The organism is Chryseobacterium lineare (genome assembly GCF_977014045.1).
Genome location: NZ_CDRNIQ010000001.1, coordinates 552,357 through 576,012 on the forward strand (window position 1 = coordinate 552,357; position 23,656 = coordinate 576,012).

Consider the following 23,656-nt stretch of genomic DNA (forward strand, 5'->3'; position numbering starts at 1 on the left):
ATGAAAAAAATATTTTTATCAGCCATTTTGTTTTCATTAATAGTAAGCTGTAAAGATGATTATTTAGATACTGAAAGAGTAGGAGCAACGGATGCTTCTTCATTTTTCAAAACTCAGGAAGATGCGATGCAGGCAACTAATGCAATATATGCGGCATTAAGAAGTTGGGAAAATTCTGCATTTCCTTCTCAATTCGTTTTTGGCGTTCCTGCTGATGACGTAGAAAAAGGATCAAACCCAGGAGATGCTTCTTTCATCAATGCCTACGATCAGTTTACATATACAGCTAGTGATTCTGGAGTAGAGGGATATTGGATAGGACAATGGCAGTTTGTAAATAGGTGCAATCAGGTAATTACCAATGTGCCTAATATAAATATGGATGCAACTCTTAAAAATCGTTTAGTTGCTGAAGCAAAAATGCTCAGAGCATATTTTTATTTTAATCTGGTGAGAATTTATGGAGGGGTACCAATCTTTGATGGTGTACAAACAAATTACAATATTCCAAGAAATTCTATTGATGAAGTTTATAATTTTATTATTTCTGATCTTACAAGTGCTGCAGCCATTTTACCACAATCTTATTCTGCTTCAGATTTAGGAAGAATGACTAAAGGCGGTGCTTTGGGGCTTCTATCAAAAGTTTATTTATATAAGAAAGATTGGCAAAAGGCCTATGATACATCAAACCAAGTTATAGCTATGGGATATAATTTGGATCCTGATTTTAATCGTTTATTCCGTCCTGCGGGCGAATTTGGTTCAGAATCAGTTATTGAAGTGAATTGCCAATGTTCTACAGACTTTGGAGGTAGCCAGTATGCAGAAGTACAAGGCGTTAGGAATCAATTTGGATGGGGCTTTTTTACACCCACAACAGCTTTAGAATCAGCATTTGAAAGCGGAGATATTCGTAAAGAATTAACTATTTTAAGAGAAGGTGAAACTACTATAGAAGGTGATCTAATTCATAAAGGAGATCCTCAGGCAGGAGATATGTGGAATCAAAAAGTTTACGTACCAAAAGCTTTAAATAATAATGCGTGTGGGTATGGTTCAATACAGAATATCAGAATTTTGAGATTTGCTGAAATTCTGTTAATTAACGCGGAAGCAGCTAACGAATTGGGAAATACAGCTACTGCTATCATTAATCTTAATAAAGTAAGAACAAGAGCTGGTTTAGCTGGGACAACTGCGACTACACAGACAGCATTAAGAAGTGCTATTTGGCATGAGAGAAGAGTGGAGCTAGCCTTAGAAGGTGACCGTTTTGTAGATTTAGTAAGAACGGGACAAGCTACAACTGTTTTAGCGCCATACGGATTTAAAGCAGGAAAAAATGAGGTATTCCCAATTCCTCTAAATTCGATTAACCAAAGTAGTGGAGTTTTAACTCAAAACCCGGGCTATTAAAATTTAGCCATATAAAACTTAGAGGAGAATGAAAGTTCTCCTCTTCTTTTAGAATAACCTCAAAGAATTTAATAATGAAAAGGATCATAATGTCAGTGACTTTAATATCATTACTCACTGTTTCCTGCAAAAATTCACAGGTTTCCCAAAAAGAGCCTTTGACAGTGCAGACGGTGAAAAATGATATTACTGATCAGCAACTAATGGACAAAGTACAGAAAGATGCCCTGAAATACTTCTGGGATTATGCTGAACCAAATTCTTTACTTGGAAGAGAACGCTACCATGAGGATAATATCTATCCTGATAATGACAAACATGTTGTTACAACAGGTGGTTCCGGATTTGGTCTTGCAACTGTTCTGGTAGGAGTTGAAAGAGGTTTTGTACCCAGAAAAGAAGCGGTGAAGCGTTTGACAACAATGATGGATTTTCTCGCAAAGGCTGATCGTCACAAAGGAGCCTGGTCTCACTGGATTAATGGAGAAACAGGCAAAACAGTTCCTTTCGGGAAAAAAGATAATGGCGGAGATTTAGTGGAAACTGCATTTTTGACTTCAGGGATTTTAATGGTTCGTGAATATTTTAAAAACGGAAATGCTGAAGAAAAAGCATTAGCCAAAAAATGTGACGAACTTTGGAAAGGCATCCAATGGAACTGGTACACAAAAGGCGGTGAGAAAGTATTGTATTGGCATTGGTCACCGGACTACCAATGGGAAATGAATTTTCCATTGGAGGGATACAACGAATGCCTGATAACTTATATTTTAGCGGCATCTTCACCAACTTATCCAATCGATGCTGAAACATATTATAAAGGCTGGACAAGGAACGGAAGCTATCTTTCCGACAAAACAAAATACGATCTTCCATTATATGTTAAACACAACGGTGCGGAAGAATATGGAGGTCCTTTATTCTGGGCGCATTATTCGTACATCGGTCTTGATCCTACAAATCTTTCAGATAAATTAATCAAGAATTATTTTGATTTAAATAAAAATCAGGTGCTTATTGACTATAAATATTGTGTTGAAAATCCCAAAAATTGGAAAGGTTACGGATCAAATTACTGGGGTTTAACAGCAAGTTATTCAAGAAACAGCGACGGAAGTGTTGGTTATGATGCCCATTTTCCGCAAAATGACAGAGGAGTCATTACACCTACAGCAGCTTTGAGCAGTTTTCCTTACACGCCTAAAGAATCAATGAGCTTTTTAAGATTTTTATATACTCAGAAACCTGAATTTATAGGATCTGCAGGCCCTTATGATGCCAATTCGATTAATTATGATAATTGGACAACCCCAAGATACCTTGCCATAGATCAGGGAACAATTGCCCCAATGATCGAAAATTACAGAACCGGATTTTTATGGAAACTTTTTATGAATGCGCCTGAAATTCAACAAGGATTAAAGAAGCTGAGTTTCCAATCTCCAAAGTATGGAATAAAATAATCTGACTTATTATTAAGCAGGAATGGTTTTTAATCCATTGTAAACACATTTAATAGGCTTTAGCCAAAACTTAAAAAAGTAAAATGAAATTAAAACTAAAGCATTTACCATTTATTTTCCTGCCTTTTTCATTAAGCTTACATGCACAGGAGATAAAGGCGGAGTTGAATAAAGAAGTTAAACGAACGGAAAAAATTTCCTATATTCTGGATTATCCCCAAAATGCCAAAGGCAATGTTCCGCTTATCGTTTTTCTTCACGGGTCCGGGGAGAGAGGCAATAACCTTGAAATAGTTAAGGCACACAGTCCGTTCACATATAAAAATCTGATTAAGGAACCTGTAGCCATTCTGGCTCCGCAATGTCCTGAAAATATGTGGTGGGATACGGTTACCGTTTATGCTCTGATCAAAGAAATTCAGGCAAAATATAAGATTGATCCTTCGCGGATTTACCTTACAGGACTTTCGATGGGAGGATGGGGAACCCTGAAACTGGCGATGGAACATCCCGAAATGTTTGCAGCCGTGGTTTCCGTATGTGCTCCTACTGACAGAGTGATGTACGCAAACATTGATCAATACAAAAATCTGAATATGAAGATTTTCCATGGCGGAATGGACGACGTGGTTTTACCGGAAAATGCATTTAATTTTTACCAAAACTTACATCCCGTAAATCCTTCAGCAGAACTGAAAATTTTCCCGAATGACAATCACAACTCTTGGGATTCGACCTATTCTGATCCTAAATTATATGAATGGATGCTGTCAAAAAGGAAAGAAAAATAATTTTAGTAATTTTAAAAAGTTGCTATTATTTGTTGAGTGAAATCGAAAATTCGACGAAGTCAAACGCCTTGTGCCCTAAAATAAGTTTGTCAGAAAAACTTTGCATCTTTGCGTTTAATCAACAAAAAACAAAAAAAATTAGAACTATAATTAAAGAAGATAGATTTTATGAAAAAGTTAATTGTAATGGCCACTTTAGCACTGGCGCCTGTGTTTTCGGCACAGGAAATGGTATCGAAGCCTGTTCAATCCTATCAGACGGCTCAGTATCAGGCTAAAAAGAAAGCATTCGTAGACAATCTTTTGTCGAAAATGACATTGGATGAGAAAATCGGACAGCTGAACTTACCTAGTTCCGGCGATTTTACAACCGGTTTGGCTAAAAGCTCAGACATCGGAAAGAAAGTAGAACAGGGCTTAGTGGGTGGACTATTCAATATAAAAGGTGCTGATAAAATCAAGGCCGTTCAGAAAGTAGCCGTTGAAAACAGCCGTCTCAAAATTCCGTTGATTTTTGGTATGGATGTGATCCACGGATATGAAACAACTTTCCCTATTCCATTGGGACTGGCTTCATCGTGGGATATGAATCTTATTCAGCAATCGGCGCGTGTTGCGGCAAAAGAAGCTTCAGCTGACGGAATCAACTGGACGTTCTCTCCAATGGTTGATATTTCCCGTGAGCCAAGATGGGGAAGAGTTTCGGAAGGTTCAGGAGAAGATCCGTATTTAGGAAGCGAGATTGCTAAAAATATGGTGTACGGATATCAGGGTAAAGATCTTTCAGCCGGAAATACTATTTTAGCTTGTGTAAAACATTTTGCATTATACGGCGCCGGTGAAGCAGGAAGAGATTACAACACCGTTGATATGAGTCACATCAGAATGTTCAACGAGTATTTTCCACCTTATAAAGCTGCTGTCGATGCAGGAGTAGCTTCTGTAATGGCTTCTTTCAATGAAGTGGACGGAGTTCCTGCTACCGGAAACAGATGGCTCCAGACGGAAGTATTAAGAAATCAATGGAAATTCAAAGGATTTGTAGTTACTGATTATACAGGAATCAATGAAATGGTAGATCATGGTATGGGGGATCTTCAGCAGGTTTCTGCGTTGGCTCTGAAAGCGGGGGTTGATATGGATATGGTGGGTGAAGGCTTTTTGACAACCCTTAAAAAATCTTTATCTGAAGGAAAAGTGACCCAGGCTGAAATCGATATGGCAGCGAGAAGAATTCTTGAGGCAAAATATGACCTCGGATTATTCGATAACCCCTACAAACACGGAGATGCAAAACTAGCGGCAAAAGAAGTTTTCAGTCAGGAAAACAGAAATGTTGCCAGAAATATTGCCGCTCAATCTATGGTTTTATTGAAAAATGAAAATCAGATACTTCCTTTAAAAGCCTCCGGAACAGTAGCGGTTATCGGTCCTTTGGTGAATAATTCCATTAATATGACCGGAACGTGGAGTGTTGCAGCCAAGCACGACAAATCAATAAATCTGGTGCAGGGACTTGAAGCTAACTATGGTAAAAACGTAAAGTTTATCTCTGCAAAAGGAGCTAATATTGATGATGATGCAAAATTGGAAGAGATTTATGCAGCTCACGGTAAGAAAACAGACCGAGATAATCGTTCAAAAGAAGCATTATTAAAAGAAGCCGTTGAGGTAGCCGGTAAAGCAGATGTTATCATTCTTGCCATAGGAGAATCTGCTGAAATGAGTGGTGAATCTTCTTCTAGAACGGAAATTACCATTCCTCAGTCTCAGGTAGATTTATTAAACGAATTGAAAAAAACGGGAAAACCAATTGCTATGGTATTATTCACAGGTCGTCCGTTGGCACTTACCAATGTTAAAGACGCTCCTGATGCTATTTTGAATGCATGGTTCCCGGGTTCGGAAGCTGGAAATGCAATCGCAGATGTTCTTTTTGGAAAAGTAAATCCTTCCGGAAAACTTCCGATGACATTCCCAAGAAGTTTAGGACAGGTTCCAATTTATTATAACGAGAAAAATACGGGAAGACCATTGGATCAGAAGCTTGTTGATAAATGTGAATATCAGAGATTCCGTTCCAATTATATGGATGAGTGTAATACACCGCTTTATCCGTTCGGATATGGTTTAAGCTATACTAACTTCAACTATTCTGATGTTACCGTTTCTAATGCAAATCCGAAAGGAAACCAGACTATTCAGGCTTCGGTAACGGTTACAAATTCCGGAAATTACGATGGTGCAGAAGTGGTTCAGCTTTATATCAGAGATTTGGTAGGAACTATCACAAGACCTGTAAAAGAATTGAAAGGCTTCCAAAAGGTAATGTTGAAAAAAGGAGAATCTAAAAAGGTTACCTTTAATATTACTCCTGAAGATCTTAAATTTTATAATGGAAATCTAAAATTTGACTGGGAACCGGGAGAATTTGATATCATGATCGGAACAAGTTCTGCAGACGTGAAACATTCAAAGATTAACTGGACAAAATAAAATTTAAGTCACTCAATTTGAGTGACTTTTTTGTATCTTAGAGTAAGATTAAACCACCAGAAAACTTTAAAAATAAACATATGAAAAAAACAATCTTATTCAGTTTGATGTTTCTGAGTTCCTTGATGTTGTCTCAAAAAAAGACTCCGGTTGTAGGGAACGATAGAGATGTTCATGGGTGTATTGGCTCTGCGGGCTATACGTATTCCCAGATAAAAAATGAATGTGTGCGGGTTTTTGAACAAAAAATCAAGCTCAAAGAAGTGGATTCAGATAAAGGTTATGCTTCAATGACGGCAGTTATTTTCAGCAAAAACATGAAAAAAGCAGAAATATTTATTCCGGACGGTGCTGCAAAAAGTATTATCCTTGAAAGACAAGGCAAAAGCAGAGTGTGGAAAAGCGGAAAGGCAATCAAAGATAGTTACGTATTGGTTCCTTATAAGAAAAAAGGGTATCAGATTAAAAAAGATGATGTAATAATTTATCAATAATGAACACAAAGCCATTCTCAGGAGTGGCTTTTTATCATTTAACTCTCATTCATCAGTTATCTTTGAAACCGATTCAGTCGCGAAAAACGATTTTCAACTCTCACGGAAAAACCCTATTTTTGCATAGCTAAAAAGTAAAAGAAAGAATGAATTCCTACAAAAATCCATTGGAAGAACGCTATTCAAGCGAAGAAATGTTGTTTAACTTTTCTCATAACAATAAATTCCAGAACTGGAGAAAGCTTTGGATTGCCCTTGCTGAAATCGAAAAAGACCTTGGCCTTGACATCACGGACGAGCAAATTGCTGAGCTGAAAGCCAATGCAGAAAACATCGATTACGAAAAAGCAGCTGAATATGAGAAAAAATTCAGACATGATGTAATGGCTCACGTTCACGCTTACGGTGATGTGGCGCCTTCTGCAAAAGGAATTATTCACTTGGGAGCAACTTCGGCGTTTGTAGGAGATAATACAGATTTAATTCAGATTCGTGACGGACTTTTAATTTTAAAGAAAAAGTTGGTTAACGTGATGAAAAATTTGGCAGATTTTGCCATTGAATATAAAGATCTTCCAACTTTAGGATTTACTCATTTTCAACCGGCTCAGTTAACAACTGTCGGAAAAAGAGCAACACTTTGGTTACAGAGTTTAGTGTTGGACATCGAAGAACTTGATTTTTTCTTAGAAACATTAAGATTCCGAGGGGTGAAAGGAACGACCGGAACTGCTGCAAGTTTCCTTGAACTTTTCAACGGTGATTACTCTAAAGTTAAACATTTAGATAAAGAATTATCCAAAAGATTTGGGTTCGAAAAAGTTTTTGGCGTTTCCGGACAGACTTACGACAGGAAAATTGATGCTAAAGTTGTGGCCTTATTAGGAAATATTGCACAGTCTGCCCATAAATTTACCAACGATTTACGTTTGCTTCAAAACCTGAAAGAAATTGAAGAGCCATTCGAGAAAAACCAGATCGGTTCATCGGCTATGGCTTACAAACGTAATCCAATGAGAAGCGAAAGAATCGGAGCTTTGGCAAAATATGTAATGTCTCTGACAACAAGTTCTGCGATGGTGGCTTCAACACAATGGTTTGAAAGAACACTGGATGATTCTGCTAACAAGAGATTAACCATTCCCCAGGCGTTTTTGGCTGTTGATGCTATTCTATTGATTTGGAACAACATCATGAACGGAATCGTTGTATATCCGAACAGAATCAACAAACATATTATGGAAGAACTTCCTTTCATGGCGACAGAATATATTATTATGGAAGAAGTGAAAGCAGGAGGTGACCGTCAGGAAATCCACGAAGTAATCAGGGTCCATTCCATGGAAGCTTCTAAACAGGTAAAAGTAGAAGGTAAAGAAAACGATCTTATCGAAAGAATCCTGAATGACGATTCATTAAAACTGGATAAGTCGAAATTAAAAGAAGTGCTTGATCCTAAGAATTTTATCGGTTTTGCGCCAATCCAAACGGAAGAGTTTATCAAAAACGAAGTACAGCCGATTATCGATCAGAATAAAGATCTGATCGGACTGGAGGCTGATCTTAAAGTATAATACAGTATGCAGTCTTTTGGGCTGCATATTTTATTTAATCATACCAAATCCATATGAAAAAAGTACTTTTAATCATTTTATTAATGCCTATGCTTTCTTTTTCTCAGAAAAAGGAAGTTCTGAAGTATTTTAAATCAAAAGATTCTTTGGTTGGTGTTAGAAATCAAGACGGTAAGATCATTATTCCGGCCCAGTTCAAAATTTTTTCTTACTTGAAAGACGGAGAATTGGTAAAAGGAGAAACCATTTATTTTGATGGTGATAAAAACAATGAAAAACCAGGAAAAAATGAATGGGGATACGTCTATGACAGGAAAGGGAATTTTCTTTACAGACCTTTCTTTTATGACAACGGTGCTGATTATTTCTCCGAAGGCATAAGAAGATTTGTTAAAAACCGGAAGGTCGGGTTTGTAGACAGAAACGGAATGGTTGTCATCATGCCTGAACATGATTTTGTGTCGCCGTTTAATTATGGATATGCTACTTTTTGTGACGGCTGCGACTGGGAAAAAACGGAAGACGAACACAAAGCAATGGTAGGAGGAACATGGGGCGTTATGAATTTCAAAGGAGAAATTGTGAAGCCCATTTCAAAATCTGAAAATGCAATTGAAGTTGATGGAAAATATTATCCGAATCCATTCAAATACAATGAAAAAGAGAAAAGTATTCTTCAGTTTTTCGAAAAGCAGAACAAAAAACTTTCAGAACTATATTATGTTAATCATTACACAAAATTATCTGAAAATGAAAAGAAGTTATTCTTCGAGATCGTAGAGAGGCCAAAGGAAAATTTCCCGTTTTATCAGGTAAATACCTATGATTACAGAAAAGTGGAAGCAGGATTGATGTATGATTTCAAGTTCTTGGTCTCAGAAAACGGCAAAAGTGTTTTTGCAATAGATGATGATAATGAAACGATTCCTTTTGAGAAATGGCTGATCAAAGAAATAAAAGAAGCCAAAGATTTTCAGAAAGAACATCCTGATCATCCGAATAAATTAAGTAAATGAAAAATAGTGAAAATGTTTATTCCGTAGGAATGAAATCTGTGTAGGAAATAAGATTTAAACGAGACATGCATTCCGTAGGAATGCTATCTTTGTAAAAATGATGAAAAAAAATATGCCGAATACCTATACACAGATTTATATTCAGGTTGTTTTTGCTACAAAAGGAAGAAATATTAAAATCAAATCTGAAGTCAGAGTTGAAATTGAAAAATATATTTGTGGAATATTTAACAATAAGAAACAAAAGGTATTAGCGATTTATGCAAATCCTGATCATCTTCATGTTTTCTTTAGCTATAAAAATTTACAGATAACAATTTCGGAATTAATTAAAACGGTTAAAATTGAGTCTACAAATTTTATTAATGAAAAGAAGTTGTGTTTGGGTAAATTTTCCTGGCAAGAAGGTTACGGAGCTTTTTCTTATGCAAAAAGTCAGAAAGACAAGGTTGTTAATTATGTGCTAAACCAGGAAAAACATCATTCAAAAAAAAGTTTCAGAGAAGAATATATTGAAATGCTGAATGTTTTTGAAATTGAATTTAAGAATGAATATTTATTTGAATTCTATGATGAAGAAAAATAATTTTGTGATTGCAGTATTATTTGCTATTTCAATGAAAATAGCAGTCCTACGGACTGCACCTTTAATTCAAACAGGTTTTCTACACAGCTATGATTCCTGACGGAATCGCATTAGAAAATTATATCATTCTGTAGGAATGAAATCTGTGTAGAAATAAAATTAAATAAGAAATGCATTCCGTAGGAATGCTATCTTTGTAACCGGAAAAATATGGCGCTTGCCAGAAAAATTTAAATAAAATAAATCTAATAAATCTGACATCTAATGTCTCAAAACAAAAGAATTTTCGTAGAAAAAAGAGGAATTTTCGATGTGGAAAGTCCGCAACTATTTGATGAAGTAAAAGCGGTGGTTCCGTCTATCCAAAGTGTAAAAGTGTATAACGTTTATGATATTTTTGGATTAAATGACGGCGAATTTGAAAAGGTTGTAAACAGTACTTTCGTTGATCCGATTACCGATATTTTAATCGAAGAAAATCCCGCAAAAGGAATCTTTTTCGCATTAGAATTTTTACCAGGACAGTATGATCAACGTGCTGATTCTGCTCAACAATGTATCGCTTTATTAACTGGAAATGAGAAATCTAAAGTGAGAAGCGGTAAACTCATTGAATTTGAAGGCGTTTCCGAATCAGATTTAGTTAAAATCAAAGACCTTTTAATCAATAAAGTAGAGTCTCAGGAAAAAGATTTATCCATTTTAGACATTCCTGCAGAAGAAAAACCATCAAAAGTTATCGTTCACGAAAATTTTATCAATTTTGATGACGCTCAGCTGGAAGAATTCTTCAACAATCATGGTTTTGCATTGGGCCTGGACGATCTGAAATTCATCCAGGAATATTTTAAATCGGAACAGAGAGATCCTACGGAAACTGAACTTAAAGTTTTAGATACCTACTGGAGCGACCACTGTCGTCACACAACATTTGAAACAGAATTGTCAAATATTGAGTTTGAAGGACAGTTTAAACATACATTGGAAACGATTTTCAATGATTATATCGAAAAAAGAAAATTCTTAGGACGCGAATTAAAACCAATCTCCTTAATGGATCTGGCGACCGTTTGCGGAAGATATTTTCATAAAACAGGTAATTTGGAAAACCTGGTGGTTTCTGATGAAATTAACGCCTGTACTATCCAGATCGAAGCTGAATACGATGGTAAAAAAGAACCGTGGTATTTATTATTCAAAAACGAAACACACAATCACCCGACGGAAATTGAACCTTTCGGAGGTGCTTCTACTTGCTTAGGTGGCGCGATTAGAGATCCTTTGTCCGGGCGTTCTTTCGTGTTCCAGGCGATGAGATTAACAGGTGCGGCAGACGTTTTGGAACCGGTTGATAAAACGTTACCGGGAAAATTACCTCAAAAAACAATCACAAAACAGGCTGCAAACGGATATTCTTCTTACGGTAACCAAATCGGTTTGGCGACTACAATGGTTTCCGAAATCTATGATGAAGGCTACAAAGCAAAAAGAATGGAAGTTGGTTTCGTTGCCGGAGCGGTTCCTGTAGATTGGGTAAGACGTGAGAAGCCTGAAGCTGGTGATTCTATTATCATTTTAGGTGGTGCAACAGGTCGTGACGGCGTTGGTGGAGCAAGCGGAAGTTCGAAAGAACAGGACGAAACTTCGATCCACACGATGAGTTCTGAAGTTCAGAAAGGAAATGCAGTTGAAGAACGTAAAATCCAGAGATTATTCAGAAATCCTGAAGTGACGAAATTGATTAAAAAATCTAATGACTTCGGAGCTGGAGGTGTTTCTGTAGCAATCGGTGAAATTGCTGATTCTTTGGAAGTTAATCTAGATGTTTTACCTTTAAAATATGAAGGTCTGAACGGAACTGAATTGGCTATTTCTGAATCTCAGGAAAGAATGGCGGTTGTAGTTGAACCAAAAGATAAAGAGCAGTTCATCAAATTCTGTGAAGCTGAAAACATTGTTGCCGTTGAGGTTGCAAAAGTGACAGATTCAGGAAGAATGCAGATGTTCTGGAAAGGTGATAAAATTGTTGACCTTTCAAGAGAATTTTTAGATACAAATGGCTGTTCCAAAAGTCAGGAAGTTAAAATTACGCATCTTAATGAAGTAAAAGAAGAAACTCAATCATTCAATGAAGAGAATTTATTAAAAATATTAGGTGATAAAAACGTTGCTTCTCAAAAAGGTTTGTTAGAGATGTTCGATTCTTCTATTGGTGCGACTACGGTTGCGATGCCTTTAGGTGGTAAATATCAGCAGACATTGATGGAAGGAAGTGTTCAGACATTGCCGATTATCGGAGCAAAAAATATTGAAACAGTTTCTTTGGCAAGTTGGGGATTCGATGCGGAGATTTCTAAGCAGAATTCTTTGTTGGGAGCATCTTACGCTGTGGTTGAAAGTGTTGCGAAAATCGTTGCAATGGGTGGCGATTATAAAAATATTAGATTTAGTTTTCAGGAATATTTTGAGAAATTAGGTCAGAATCCTGAGAAATGGGGGAAGCCACTGGCTTCTTTACTTGGAGCTTATGATGCTCAGATCAATTTTGGTTTGGCAGCAATTGGGGGTAAAGATTCAATGAGTGGGACTTATCAGGATCTGAATGTTCCGCCAACGTTGATTTCTTTCGCTTGTGCGAACGGAGAAAAGTCAAATATTATCTCTCCTGAATTTAAAAACGTAGGAAATAAAATATATTTCTTCAATCATATCGCTCAGGAAAACGAACTTCCGAATTATGATGCGTTAAAAGCTGTTTTTGAATTGATTTTTGAAAACATTAAGGCTGGAAAAATCGTTTCTGTGAAAACTATTAAAGAAGGCGGAGTTGCGGTTGCTTTAGCTAAAATGAGTTTCGGAAACAGGTTAGGCGCTGAAATTACGGTTGACGAAAATGTTTTATTAACGAAAAATATCGGAAGCTTAATCATCGAATCTAAAGAGGAATTAAGCTCTGTTAATCTCCAGTTAATCGGACAAGTTGTTGCTGATGAGGTTCTAACCATCAACCAACAACCAACAACCATCAGCAAATTATTAGCGGCAAACACAAACACATTTGAAAATCTTTTTCCAACAATTGAAAAAGAGAAAATCACGGTTCAAATTGATGAAAAACTAAACTCAATCAACCCAAGAAATATCATCATCAAAAAACATGGAATCGCTCAGCCAAAAGTATTTGCACCGGTTTTCCCGGGAACCAATTGTGAGTATGATACGTTGAACGCTTTCGCTAAAGAAGGTGCAATTGTAAGCAGTTTACCTTTAATTAATATCAATCACCAATTATTGGATGAAAGTATTGATGCGTGGGTGGAAGAAATCAAAACTTCTCAGATTTTAGCATTCTCAGGAGGTTTCTCTGCGGGTGACGAGCCGGACGGTTCTGCGAAATTCATCGTTAATGTGTTGAAAAATGAGAAGATGAGAAACGCCGTTCACGAATTGTTGGACAGAGACGGTATGATTATCGGGATCTGTAATGGTTTCCAGGCGCTGGTTAAATCAGGCTTGTTGCCTTACGGAAGAATTAAGGATTTGGATGAAAACTCTCCGACGTTAGCTCATAATGCGATCAGAAGACACATTTCTCAGATGGTCAATGTAAAGGTTCTGAATGATGAATCGCCTTGGTTAAAAGGAATGAAAGATCAGGTTTTCACAATTCCGATTTCTCACGGTGAAGGGCGTTTTATGGCTTCGGAAGCAGAAATTCAGAAGTTGTATGAAAACGGACAGATTGCGACTCAGTACTTGGATTTAGAAGGAAACATCGCTCACGGAATGCCGTTCAATCCAAATAATTCATTATTCGGAATTGAAGGAATTACAAGTCCGGATGGGAAAATATTCGGTAGAATGGGACATCCTGAACGTTTTGCAGATGGTCTGTTTAAAAATATTCCGACGGCGAATTACCACAATATATTTAAAAATGGAGTGGAATACTTTAAATAGTCTGCTGGCTTTTAGCAATGAGCTTTTGGCTTTAAATGTTAGAAATAAATGAATAATAATTCAAATAAACAAATGACTGTCATCAATGGCAGTCATTTTTCAAATCTGGAAGGTTTCTACGAAGAGATTTCCCTGCTTTTTTTAAAGGATGAAGATTGGAAAGTCGGAACGTTGGATGGCTTTGATGATGTTTTATATGGATTTCAGGGTGAAATCACCTGGAAAAATTCTCAAAAATCTAAAGAAGAATTAGGTTTTGATTTAACCAAGGAATTTTATGAAGCTAAAATCAGACAAGGAAAACCTTTTAACATAGAATTAATTCAACAAAAATTAAATGAACTTATGGAAGGAAACGGACAAACTTTGTTTGAAATTTTAATTGAAATTATAGAGTCACACAAGAATATTAAATTGATTTTAGATTAATATTTTGAACTTTCTTATCAAATGGTAGAGCTTAAAAGACATATTTCCAATAAATCAGAACTCCTGCAATAACTGATACAATTGTCATCAGAAGAACTGCACCGGCAGAAATGTCTTTGATAAAACCAATTCTTTTGTCAAATTCCGGGTGGATGATATCACAGATCTTCTCAATGGCCGTATTAAAAATCTCAGCAGCTAAAACTCCGAAACAGACGATCAGAATGAGAGCTGTATCAGTCGTTGTCAGTTTTAAATAAAAAATCAGAAAAAGGTTAATAAGGAAAGCCATTATTTCAATCTGAAAATTTCTTTCCCATTTAATCATCAGGAAAATACCACGTAAAGCATTGAAAAAACTTTTATGAACAGGCGGTTTTCGCATAATGAAAAGATATTTGCAAATATAGTTATTTGCTCAAAGAAAATCCTTATCTTTAGTCGTTGTCATTTTGACAGCTTTTCATCTAAAAATTAAGGAGAAGAAACAGGCTAAAATCTTTTGATGGTTGTTAGTAACTCTAAGGATTATTCTTTTCAATCTGTTTTCTATTTATTATATTTGTAAAAATTTATTTTTAAATCTATGAAATTTATTATTTCAAGTGGTGAACTGCAGAAGGCTTTGCAAACTGTAAGTGGTGTGATATCAAGCTCTCAGTCGAGACCGATTTTAGAAAATTATCTTTTTGAATTAGACGGAACTCAGGTTACCATTACAGCATCTGATGGCGAGACAACTCTTGTCACTTCTCTGGATGCAAAATCCGATGATACCGGAAAATTTGCTGTTCCTGCTAAGATTTTTCAGGATTTTATCAAGACTTACGGAGAACAGCCGTTGACATTGGTTGTAAAAGATAATGCAGAAGGAACAGGAAGTCAGCTTGAAATTTTAGATGAAAAAGATAACTTCGCAGTAGCGCTGGACAATGCAGACGACTATCCGGAGTTACCGGAATTTGATGCCTCACAAAGTGTAACCATGTCGGCAGGAGTTTTGTCTGAAGCACTTACCAATACACTTTTTGCGACAAGCAATGATTCACTTCGTCCTGTAATGACGGGAGTTTTGTTCCAGTTTGGTGAAAATGAAACCAATTTTGTATCTACAGACTCTCACAGATTGGTTGTTTATAAAAGAACGGATTTAATGAATGCCGAACCAATGGAATTCATTATGCCGAAAAAACCTTTGAATATCTTTAAAAATATTTTAGCAAGCTCAAACGATGATGTTACCATCGACTTCAATGAGAATATGGCTAAATTTACTTTCGGTAAGCATATCTGGATCTGTAGATTAATTGATGGGAAATATCCTAATTATACTGCGGTGATTCCTAAAGAAAACCCAAATGTATTGACAATCAATAGAAACCTGTTGTTAGGAGCTATTAAAAGAGCTTCAATTATGTCGAATAAATCGACCAACCAGGTGAGATTCAAATTATCGGCAAATATCCTCCATCTTCATGCAGAAGACACAGAATACGCAAATAAGGCAGATATGCAGATCCCTTGCGATTATAATGGAGAAGATATCAATATCGGATTCAGCTCTAAATTCTTAACTGAAATGTTGACGATTCTAGGCTCAGATGATATTACAATGAAAATGTCCCAGCCCAACAGACCGGGAATCATTGAACCTCTTGACGGTCTTGAAGAAAACGAAAATATCTTAATGCTGTCAATGCCGGTGATCGGATTGTAATTGTATTATATAAAATATTTAAAGAGGTTTTGATTTTCAGAGCCTCTTTTTTTGAGAGTTTTTTTGACTCTATCGGATGTATTTATTGTTTTTGGGCAATTTGATTACATCAAAAAGCAATATATATTTTTTATTTGAAGCTTTTTGACTTCGTCGAATTGTATTTACTTATTTATTTTTTAAAGGAGCAATTTCCCGCTTTCCGCACTCGCTATTTTTTTGTTTTCGGCGCGGCGGCAGAGTAGTCATGGTCGGAAGATTTTTTCTTCCGATTTTTTTATGTTAAATTAAGGAATATTCAAACTGAAAAAAGATATAACTTTTTGTCTTCCAGTTAATTGTGTTTTTTTTGAATTTCCGTATCTTTAAATCTGATAATCAATATTTTATGTCAGTTTTTAACGATCACAAAATCTCTCTTAAGCAAGTTTTGGAATTTATTCCAAAAGCCTTATTGCAGCATCTTTCGGCAACTACAAATGTAGATTACTACAGCAAGGTTTTACATGGTGAAAAAATGTTTTATCTTTTATTATTCTGTATTTTCGATAACGAAAGACTGAGCCAAAGAACTCTGGAAGATACTTTCAACGCAAGTGGATTTAAGGCTTTATTCGGCTTGGGCGAAGAAGAAAAAATAAGACGAAGTTCTATTTCTGAAAGATTATCAAAAATTGATCCCAATTATTTTAGAGAGATTTATGAGCATATGTATAATCGGTTTCGGGAGTATTATTCCGGTTCTGAAATCGAGGGGTACAATCTTATTCGTGTAGACAGTACTATTGTCTCGGATACCTGCGTAAAACTAAAAGAAGGAATAGACCAAAAAAGCGGTAAAAAACTAGTGAAATTTAGTTTTTCATTTGATGGAATTTTACCCTCGGGCGTGAAAGTTTTTAATACTCAAACCTATTCTTCTGAAGATATGGCTCTTCCAGAAGCAATTTTAAACCATACCCTGAAAGAAAAAGACCATGATAATATTTACGTTATGGACAGAGGCGTACAATCTGCTCGAACGATGAAAAACTTTGATGAAAATGGAGTAAAATTTATTGTTCGTTTAAAGGAAAACAGGAAATTTGAGGAGGTAGCGTCTTTTTTAAATTCCGAATATGAACAAAAATGGGATGATTGGCATGTTGCTAAAGATTCTAAAGTAAAGCTTTATACAAAAGCAACCCCTGAAAACAACCCTAAAAATATACATTATCATAATGGGAAGGTAGAAACAGAGTTTCGTTTAGTGGTGATAAGAAACCGAAAAACGAATAAAGAGCTATGGTTTTCAACAAATGAATTTGAGTTGACCCCTAAAGAGATTGCTGATTACTATCGTAAAAGATGGGACATTGAGGTTTTCTTCAGGTTTATGAAGCAAGAGCTTAATCTTAGTCATTTGGTATCACTCAACAAAAATGGTATTGAGGTAATGCTTTACATGACTATGATTGCGGCAATGCTGCTTTTAATCTATAAAAAAGCGAACAACCTGGGTTACAAAACTGCTAAAAGGCGTATTAAGATGGAGCTTGGAGAAATGATTACAGTAATTTTAATAATCTTTGCCGGTGGAGATCCAAAGAAAGTTTTTAAAACTTAAAAATGGCCGGAATTTTCTTCCGACCATGACTAGGCGGCAGAGCCGCCGCGCCGAAAACAAAAAAATGAGCTCAAACAATTGCTGCAATCGGGGCTAAGAGACAGTCTTTTGATAAACAGTAGAAAATTACCCACGACTAGTGTCATACTGAAAAATAATATTAGAAAAGATTCTATAAAAATTATGTTCATATGCTTTAAGCAAGATAATTTTAAATAAAACTATTCTTAAATGCTTGTCACATTAAATCTGCGAAATCAGCGGGAGAAAAAAAATAGATTCAATAAAACTGAAATTAAAAATAAATTCTGCTCAATTTTTAAAATGTACGATAAAAAAGACAATAAAAACAGATGAAATTAAACTCTTAAAATCTGTTATAAATTTCTCTATTTCTCAAAAAAACACGACATTTGTAGACTTAAAATTTAACTAAAAATTTTTCAAAATATACCAGATGAAACCGTAAGATTCATCTGGCTTTAGAAAAAATAAAAATTATCAGATGAAAATATCAAACAATTGGCTTAAAGACTTTATCAAAACGGAATTGAAAACTGAAAGAATCGGTGAATTCCTTACAGATATCGGTCTTGAAGTTGAAGGGATAGAAAAATTTGAAAGCATAAAAGGCAGCCTGGAAGGAATTGTTGTAGGTAAAGTTCTGACCTGCGAAAAACATCCGAATGCAGATAAACTGAAAAAAACAACCGTAGATGTCGGAAACGGAAAAATTCTGAATATCGTTTGCGGTGCTCCGAATGTAGAAGCCGGACAAACAGTTCCTGTAGCAGTAGTCGGCACAAAAATTTATGATAAATCCGGAAGTTTTTTTGAAATTAAAGAAGCTAAAATCAGGGGAGAAGTTTCTCAGGGAATGATCTGTGCAGAAGATGAACTTGGCCTTAGTGACGACCACGGAGGAATTATGGTTCTGGATGAAGAAAAGTTTGAACTAGGAAAAAATTTCGCTGATTATTTTGAAATTGCCAATGATGAGGTTATAGAAATTGGATTAACACCCAACAGAACCGATGCCATGTCTCACTACGGAGTAGCAAGAGATCTGCATGCTTACCTTTCTACCAACAAGCAGAAATCTGAGTTTGAGAAGGTTTCTTCAGTAGTTTTGAGTAATGAAGGAACTCATGATTTCAAGTTAGTTGTGGAAGATGCTGAGCTTTGTCCAAGATATATCGGAGCAGTTATTGAAGATGTGAAAGTAGCAGATTCTCCGGCGTGGCTTAAAGACAGGCTGAAAGCCATCGGACTAAACCCAATCAATAATATTGTAGATATTACCAATTATATTCTCCATGGTTTTGGTCAGCCCCTTCATGCTTTTGATGCGGATAAAATCACGGATAAAACGGTAAAGGTCGGAACGGTAAAAGAAGGTACTAAATTCACAACTTTAGATGGGGTGGAAAGAACTTTAAACGGTTCTGAAATCGTGATCAAAGACGGAAAAGACAATCCGATGTGTATTGCCGGAGTTTTCGGCGGAGCCAATTCTGGTGTTTCCGCTGAAACTAAAACGATCTTCCTGGAAAGTGCTTATTTTAATCCTGTTGCGATAAGAAAAGGAGCGAAATTCCATGGTTTGAATACTGATGCATCTTTCAGATTTGAAAGAGGTGTGGATCCTAATATTACAAGAACAGCAATCACGCATGCTATCAAATTAATTCAGGAATTAGCTGAAGGAAAATTAGTAGGTGATCTGTTGGAGGAATATCCGAAGAAAATTGAAGATAACTATGTGATTCTAAGGTTTTCAAAAATCGAGCAGATTTTAGGAACTAAAATTCACAGAGAAAAAGTAAAAGAAATTTTAAAAGCATTGGATATTCAGGTTTTAAATGAAATTCAAAATGGTCTTGAGATTTCCGTTCCTGCTTACAGAGCAGATGTTACGAGAGAGATTGACGTTATCGAAGAGATTTTGAGAATCTACGGATACAATAAAATCGATGCTCCTCAGAAAATATCGTTTACTCCTGTAAAATTAAATGCAAAAGATCAGGATGAGCTTGAAAATAGCTGGGCGAGAACATTACAAAGCCTTGGTTTCAACGAAGTAATGAATAATTCACTTACTTCAGTGAAAGACGAAACGGATGCGGTAAAGCTGCTAAATCCATTAAGCAATGATCTTGCATTCATGAGAAAGTCTTTGCTGGAAGGTCTTTTGCAGAATACCATCTACAATATTAACAGAAAAAACCAGGATGTCAAATTCTTCGAATTCGGGAAAATTTATCATAAAAAAGAAAAATACGAAGAGAGAAAACAGTTGGCGATTCTTGTTTCCGGAAGAGAGGTGGCAGAAAACTGGCTGCAGCCAAAATCTGCAACGAGTTTTTATTATTTAAAAGCTTATGTGAAAGTTTTATTGGAAAAGCTGGTGATTGATTATAAGGAAGTCGCTTTGTCTGATGAAAGATTTTCTGACGCGCTTGCCTATGAGGTTGACGGTAAAACTTTGGTGAAAATCGGTAAAGTAAGTACTCAGATGCTTAAAGATTTTGATATTGATCAGGAATGTTTCTATGCAGAAATCGAATTGGAATTTGCTCAGAAACTGCGTGCTGAAAATGAGCTTACATTTAAAGATATTCCTAAATTCAACAAAATCAGAAGAGATTTAGCTTTACTCATTGACAAGACGGTGAATTATGAAGATCTTTATCAGGCTGTTAAAAAGAATAAATCTCCATATATTAAAAATATTAATCTTTTTGATGTATATGAAGGGAAAAATCTTCCTGAAGGCAAGAAATCCTATGCAATGAGTTTCGAGCTTTTAAATGAAGAGAAAACGCTCGAGGAAAAGGAAATTACAGCAGTAATGGATTCTTTGGTAAAATCTTTCCAAAAAGAATTCAATGCAGAATTAAGAGGATAATTAAATATCAACTATTTATACAAATAAGAAACGGACTTTTGTCCGTTTTTTTTCATTTATGTCACGTTTAAAGCAAAGAAAAATAGCATTGAAAAAGTAATAAAAATAGTATGAAAACCGTTTAAATAATAATATTTACGTAAATTTGATTTAAATCAAAAGGAAAAAAATGAAAAATCTTTTTTTAAGTATATGCACGGCAACGGTTTTGGTTTCATGTGGAGCGATGGCTGGTTCTGCTTCCAAAGTAGGTAAGGCTCAGCCCTCACTGGCAGGAACAAAATGGGCTTTAGCTGACAATGTGAAAGGAAAAATTCCTACCCTGAATATTGAAGGAGAAAAAATTAACGGGAATACAGGATGCAACAATTACTTCGGAACAGCTAAGGTAGAGCCTTCTACAGGTACTTTTTCTGCCGGTCAGATGGGATCTACGAAAATGGCTTGCGAAAATATGAGTGTGGAAAAAAACTTTATGGATATGATGTCAAAAGCTAATAAATATGTCATCACCGGAAATGTTCTCGAATTGTACCAGGACAATCTTCTCCTATTAAAATTCAATAAAGCTGAATAGAACAAATAAGAAAAGGAACTCATTTGAGTTCCTTTTTATGTTTAAATCGTTATTAATCTTCCTCTTCTTCGTCGTACTTAGCCAACTCTTCATCACACCATTTAAACGCAGCCTCCACTACTTTTGTAGCCTCATCTGCCATTGTTTCCTCATCGTCACCTTCAAGATCATCCAGCCATTCAACTTCTTCTTCCTCAACATTCAGGATAAATCTTGGATATTCTGTATGAACTACGAACAAATCTTCTGGAAATTCCGAATTATCTGCTAATAAAAACTTTGGTAATTTCATTTTTTTAATGTTTTAACTTTAAAATCAAAGATAATAAAATTATTGGTATTTGTTCTTGTCAATCTTCATTTTTTGCAAAACTTTATACCTCGTTAAAGTTGTTTTCTGTAAAGTATCTTTTGGTTTAAAACTTAGTATTACATAGGGATTTACGGTACTGATGAGCTCAGCGACCTGAATATATTCAAGATCTTCAATATCTTCTACATAAAATTTTACCGGACCTTTATCCAGATTTTCAGACTGTAAAAACTGCTTCATTTCTTTTCTGTTTTCTAGATAATTGCCTTTTGACAACCACGTAAAAGCCATTCCTGAAAGAAGACTTAAAAAACCTATGGCATATACTTTATCATTAAAAATCAAAAATAATTTTCGGAAATAAACGAGCCATATCGGGAAGCTGAATGGTGCCATCAGACGGTAATCGATCGGATTTACAGAGTAGAAATATTGGATAAAATAAGAGCAGATTATTCCGGCAATACTTACAAATATAAAGAAATACTCAGTCTCCGAGAGTTTATATTTAATAAACAGATACACCATTAAAAGAATATTGAGAAAACCGATTCCATAGATTGCATAATTGATGATTCCTCCCGCCGGATTGGCAATGTGAATAAATGGATTAAAAGTAGTACACAGCCCCAGGAATAATTCTTTTAAAAGTTTTGATGTTGGATGAAGGCCAATTTCTAAAAACTCATTTACATAATTTTCATTAAAATAATCGATAAATAAAAATTTATACAAAACAACAAAAATTCCTCCGATCAATCCTGAAATAATAAATGCTTTTGCATATTGCTTTTTCCAGAAAACTAATCCAAAAAGTCCGGTGCCGGCCATGATGAATAGGGAACTGTAACGGACATTATAAAGTGTAATCAAAGTCAATGAAAGATAAAAAATGGCTTTTCCGCCAGTAATTTTTCCCTCAATGATCAGTGAAGAAATATAAAGAAATAATAATACAAAAGGTAATATCAGAGCTTCACTCATTGTATAGGAAAATATCGAAAGAAAACTGAATAACGCACATAAAACAACGGTCTCCTTAAAGAAGAATTTCTTTTTCCATGCAAAAAATAGTATAAAAAGAAATACTCCAATTCCTACAATTTTACTGCTCCAGAATTCATCAGGACCAAAAAAAGTAAAAAACTTAATACTTAAAGGATATCCTAACGGGGTCGTCGTATTATCAATCGTCGGAAAAACATGGGCAAAGCGCATATAACGTATGGAATCCGGACTTGTTCTTCCTTTCTCGTTGAGTAAAAAACGTAAAATGATCATCATTAAAGTAATGATGATCATTGATATTTGAATTGTTCTTTCTTTAAATTTTATCAAGGTTGCAGTTATTAGGTTGCAGGTTGCAAGGTTTCGCACCAAATTTATAACTTATATCTAACAACTCATAATTAAAAATTACTTTGAAAACATTTTTGCCACTTTTTCTGCTTTTTTGCTTTCTGAGTAATCGTAGAACCCTTCTCCTGATTTTACGCCCAGTTTCCCGGCCATTACCATATTGACCAATAATGGATTCGGAGCATATTTAGGGTTTTTGAAACCATCATACATTACATTTAAGATCGCTAAACAAACATCAAGTCCGATAAAATCGGCCAGCTGAAGCGGTCCCATCGGATGAGCCATTCCCAGTTTCATTACGGTATCAATTTCCTCAACACCTGCAACACCGTTGTAAAGTGTTTCAATCGATTCATTAATCATCGGCATTAAAATTCTATTGGCAACAAAACCTGGATAATCATTTACTTCTACCGGAACTTTCCCTAATGTTTTGCTCATTTCGTAGATCGCACCAAATGTCTCCTTCGAGGTCGAATATCCTTTGATGATTTCAACTAATTTCATGATCGGAACCGGATTCATAAAATGCATTCCGATTACTTTATCTGCTCTTTTGGTGGCAGCCGCAATTTTCGTGATGGAAATAGAAGAGGTATTGGTCGCCAGAATACAGTTTTCAGGTGCAAATTCGTCCATCTGTCCGAAAATTTTCAGTTTCAATTCCTGATTTTCCGTTGCGGCTTCAACGATAAGATCTGCGTTTCCGACAGCATCTTTAAGTGCTGTAAAAGTGGTAATGTTTCCTAAAGTTTCAGCTTTTTGTTCTTCAGTAAGGTTTCCTTTTGCAATTATTCTGTCAAGATTAGTGGTGATAGTTTTCAGGCCTTTATCTAAAGCTTCCTGTGATACATCTACAAGATTTACTTTAAAACCGCTTTGTGCAAATGTATGCGCAATACCATTCCCCATGGTTCCGGCTCCGATAACTACAATGTTTTTGAT

The 23,656-nt window shown here is 35.6% G+C and carries 18 protein-coding genes; 14 read left to right on the plus strand and 4 right to left on the minus strand.

Annotation, left to right across the window (positions count from 1 at the left end):
• From ACWNCI_RS02375 to ACWNCI_RS02420, 10 genes are all read left to right on the plus strand, one after another.
• Positions 1-1,419, plus strand: coding sequence for a RagB/SusD family nutrient uptake outer membrane protein (locus tag ACWNCI_RS02375; protein ID WP_449387039.1), 1,419 nt, complete (start codon positions 1-3; stop codon positions 1,417-1,419).
• Positions 1,420-1,508: 89 nt separating this feature from the next.
• Entirely contained in the window at positions 1,509-2,882 is a 1,374-nt protein-coding gene (locus ACWNCI_RS02380) for a glucoamylase family protein (RefSeq protein ID WP_449387040.1), read from the plus strand.
• Positions 2,883-2,965: 83 nt separating this feature from the next.
• Positions 2,966-3,673, plus strand: a complete 708-nt coding sequence (locus tag ACWNCI_RS02385; protein WP_346985689.1) for a carboxylesterase family protein — start codon at positions 2,966-2,968, stop codon at positions 3,671-3,673.
• A 168-nt stretch (positions 3,674-3,841) separates the two neighbouring features.
• Positions 3,842-6,169, plus strand: coding sequence for a beta-glucosidase BglX (gene bglX, locus ACWNCI_RS02390; RefSeq protein WP_449387041.1), 2,328 nt, complete (start codon positions 3,842-3,844; stop codon positions 6,167-6,169).
• A gap of 80 nt (positions 6,170-6,249) precedes the next feature.
• A complete protein-coding gene (locus tag ACWNCI_RS02395) occupies positions 6,250-6,663 on the plus strand; it encodes a hypothetical protein (RefSeq protein ID WP_449387042.1) in 414 nt (137 codons plus the stop codon).
• Positions 6,664-6,809: 146 nt separating this feature from the next.
• The gene (purB, locus tag ACWNCI_RS02400; protein ID WP_449387043.1) at positions 6,810-8,237 is read left to right on the plus strand and encodes an adenylosuccinate lyase; all 1,428 of its coding nucleotides are present in this window, start codon (positions 6,810-6,812) and stop codon (positions 8,235-8,237) included.
• A gap of 53 nt (positions 8,238-8,290) precedes the next feature.
• Positions 8,291-9,253 carry a WG repeat-containing protein gene (locus tag ACWNCI_RS02405; protein ID WP_449387044.1) on the plus strand — a complete coding sequence of 321 codons (963 nt, stop codon included), beginning with the start codon at positions 8,291-8,293 and terminating at the stop codon, positions 9,251-9,253.
• A gap of 112 nt (positions 9,254-9,365) precedes the next feature.
• Entirely contained in the window at positions 9,366-9,839 is a 474-nt protein-coding gene (locus ACWNCI_RS02410; protein WP_449389474.1) for an IS200/IS605 family transposase, read from the plus strand.
• A 264-nt stretch (positions 9,840-10,103) separates the two neighbouring features.
• Positions 10,104-13,799, plus strand: coding sequence for a phosphoribosylformylglycinamidine synthase (locus ACWNCI_RS02415; RefSeq protein ID WP_449387045.1), 3,696 nt, complete (start codon positions 10,104-10,106; stop codon positions 13,797-13,799).
• A 48-nt stretch (positions 13,800-13,847) separates the two neighbouring features.
• Positions 13,848-14,228, plus strand: coding sequence for a ribonuclease inhibitor (locus ACWNCI_RS02420; protein ID WP_449387046.1), 381 nt, complete (start codon positions 13,848-13,850; stop codon positions 14,226-14,228).
• 31 nt (positions 14,229-14,259) lie between these two features.
• Here the strand turns inward: ACWNCI_RS02420 and ACWNCI_RS02425 are convergent, their stop codons facing one another.
• Positions 14,260-14,613, minus strand: coding sequence for a diacylglycerol kinase family protein (locus ACWNCI_RS02425; protein WP_449387047.1), 354 nt, complete (start codon positions 14,611-14,613; stop codon positions 14,260-14,262).
• 201 nt (positions 14,614-14,814) lie between these two features.
• On the opposite strand from ACWNCI_RS02425, the gene dnaN reads away from it, so the two are divergent.
• The 4 genes from dnaN to ACWNCI_RS02445 all read left to right on the plus strand — a co-directional run bounded on the left by dnaN (position 14,815) and on the right by ACWNCI_RS02445 (position 21,036).
• A complete protein-coding gene (gene dnaN, locus ACWNCI_RS02430) occupies positions 14,815-15,945 on the plus strand; it encodes a DNA polymerase III subunit beta (RefSeq protein ID WP_042721423.1) in 1,131 nt (376 codons plus the stop codon).
• A gap of 388 nt (positions 15,946-16,333) precedes the next feature.
• Entirely contained in the window at positions 16,334-17,551 is a 1,218-nt protein-coding gene (locus tag ACWNCI_RS02435; protein WP_449387048.1) for an IS4 family transposase, read from the plus strand.
• 505 nt (positions 17,552-18,056) lie between these two features.
• Positions 18,057-20,459 (plus strand): phenylalanine--tRNA ligase subunit beta, encoded by a 2,403-nt coding sequence (gene pheT, locus ACWNCI_RS02440; RefSeq protein ID WP_449387049.1) that lies wholly within the window; start codon positions 18,057-18,059, stop codon positions 20,457-20,459.
• Positions 20,460-20,628: 169 nt separating this feature from the next.
• On the plus strand, positions 20,629-21,036 hold the full coding sequence (locus ACWNCI_RS02445) for an META domain-containing protein (protein WP_449387050.1): 408 nt from the start codon (positions 20,629-20,631) through the stop codon (positions 21,034-21,036).
• Between the two features lie 52 nt (positions 21,037-21,088).
• Here ACWNCI_RS02445 and ACWNCI_RS02450 read toward each other — a convergent pair whose 3' ends face one another.
• From ACWNCI_RS02450 to ACWNCI_RS02460, 3 genes are all read right to left on the minus strand, one after another.
• Entirely contained in the window at positions 21,089-21,328 is a 240-nt protein-coding gene (locus tag ACWNCI_RS02450; RefSeq protein WP_002977986.1) for a hypothetical protein, read from the minus strand.
• Between the two features lie 39 nt (positions 21,329-21,367).
• A complete protein-coding gene (locus ACWNCI_RS02455) occupies positions 21,368-22,651 on the minus strand; it encodes a hypothetical protein (protein ID WP_449387051.1) in 1,284 nt (427 codons plus the stop codon).
• Positions 22,652-22,765: 114 nt separating this feature from the next.
• On the minus strand, positions 22,766-23,656 hold the full coding sequence (locus tag ACWNCI_RS02460) for a 3-hydroxybutyryl-CoA dehydrogenase (RefSeq protein ID WP_449389475.1): 891 nt from the start codon (positions 23,654-23,656) through the stop codon (positions 22,766-22,768).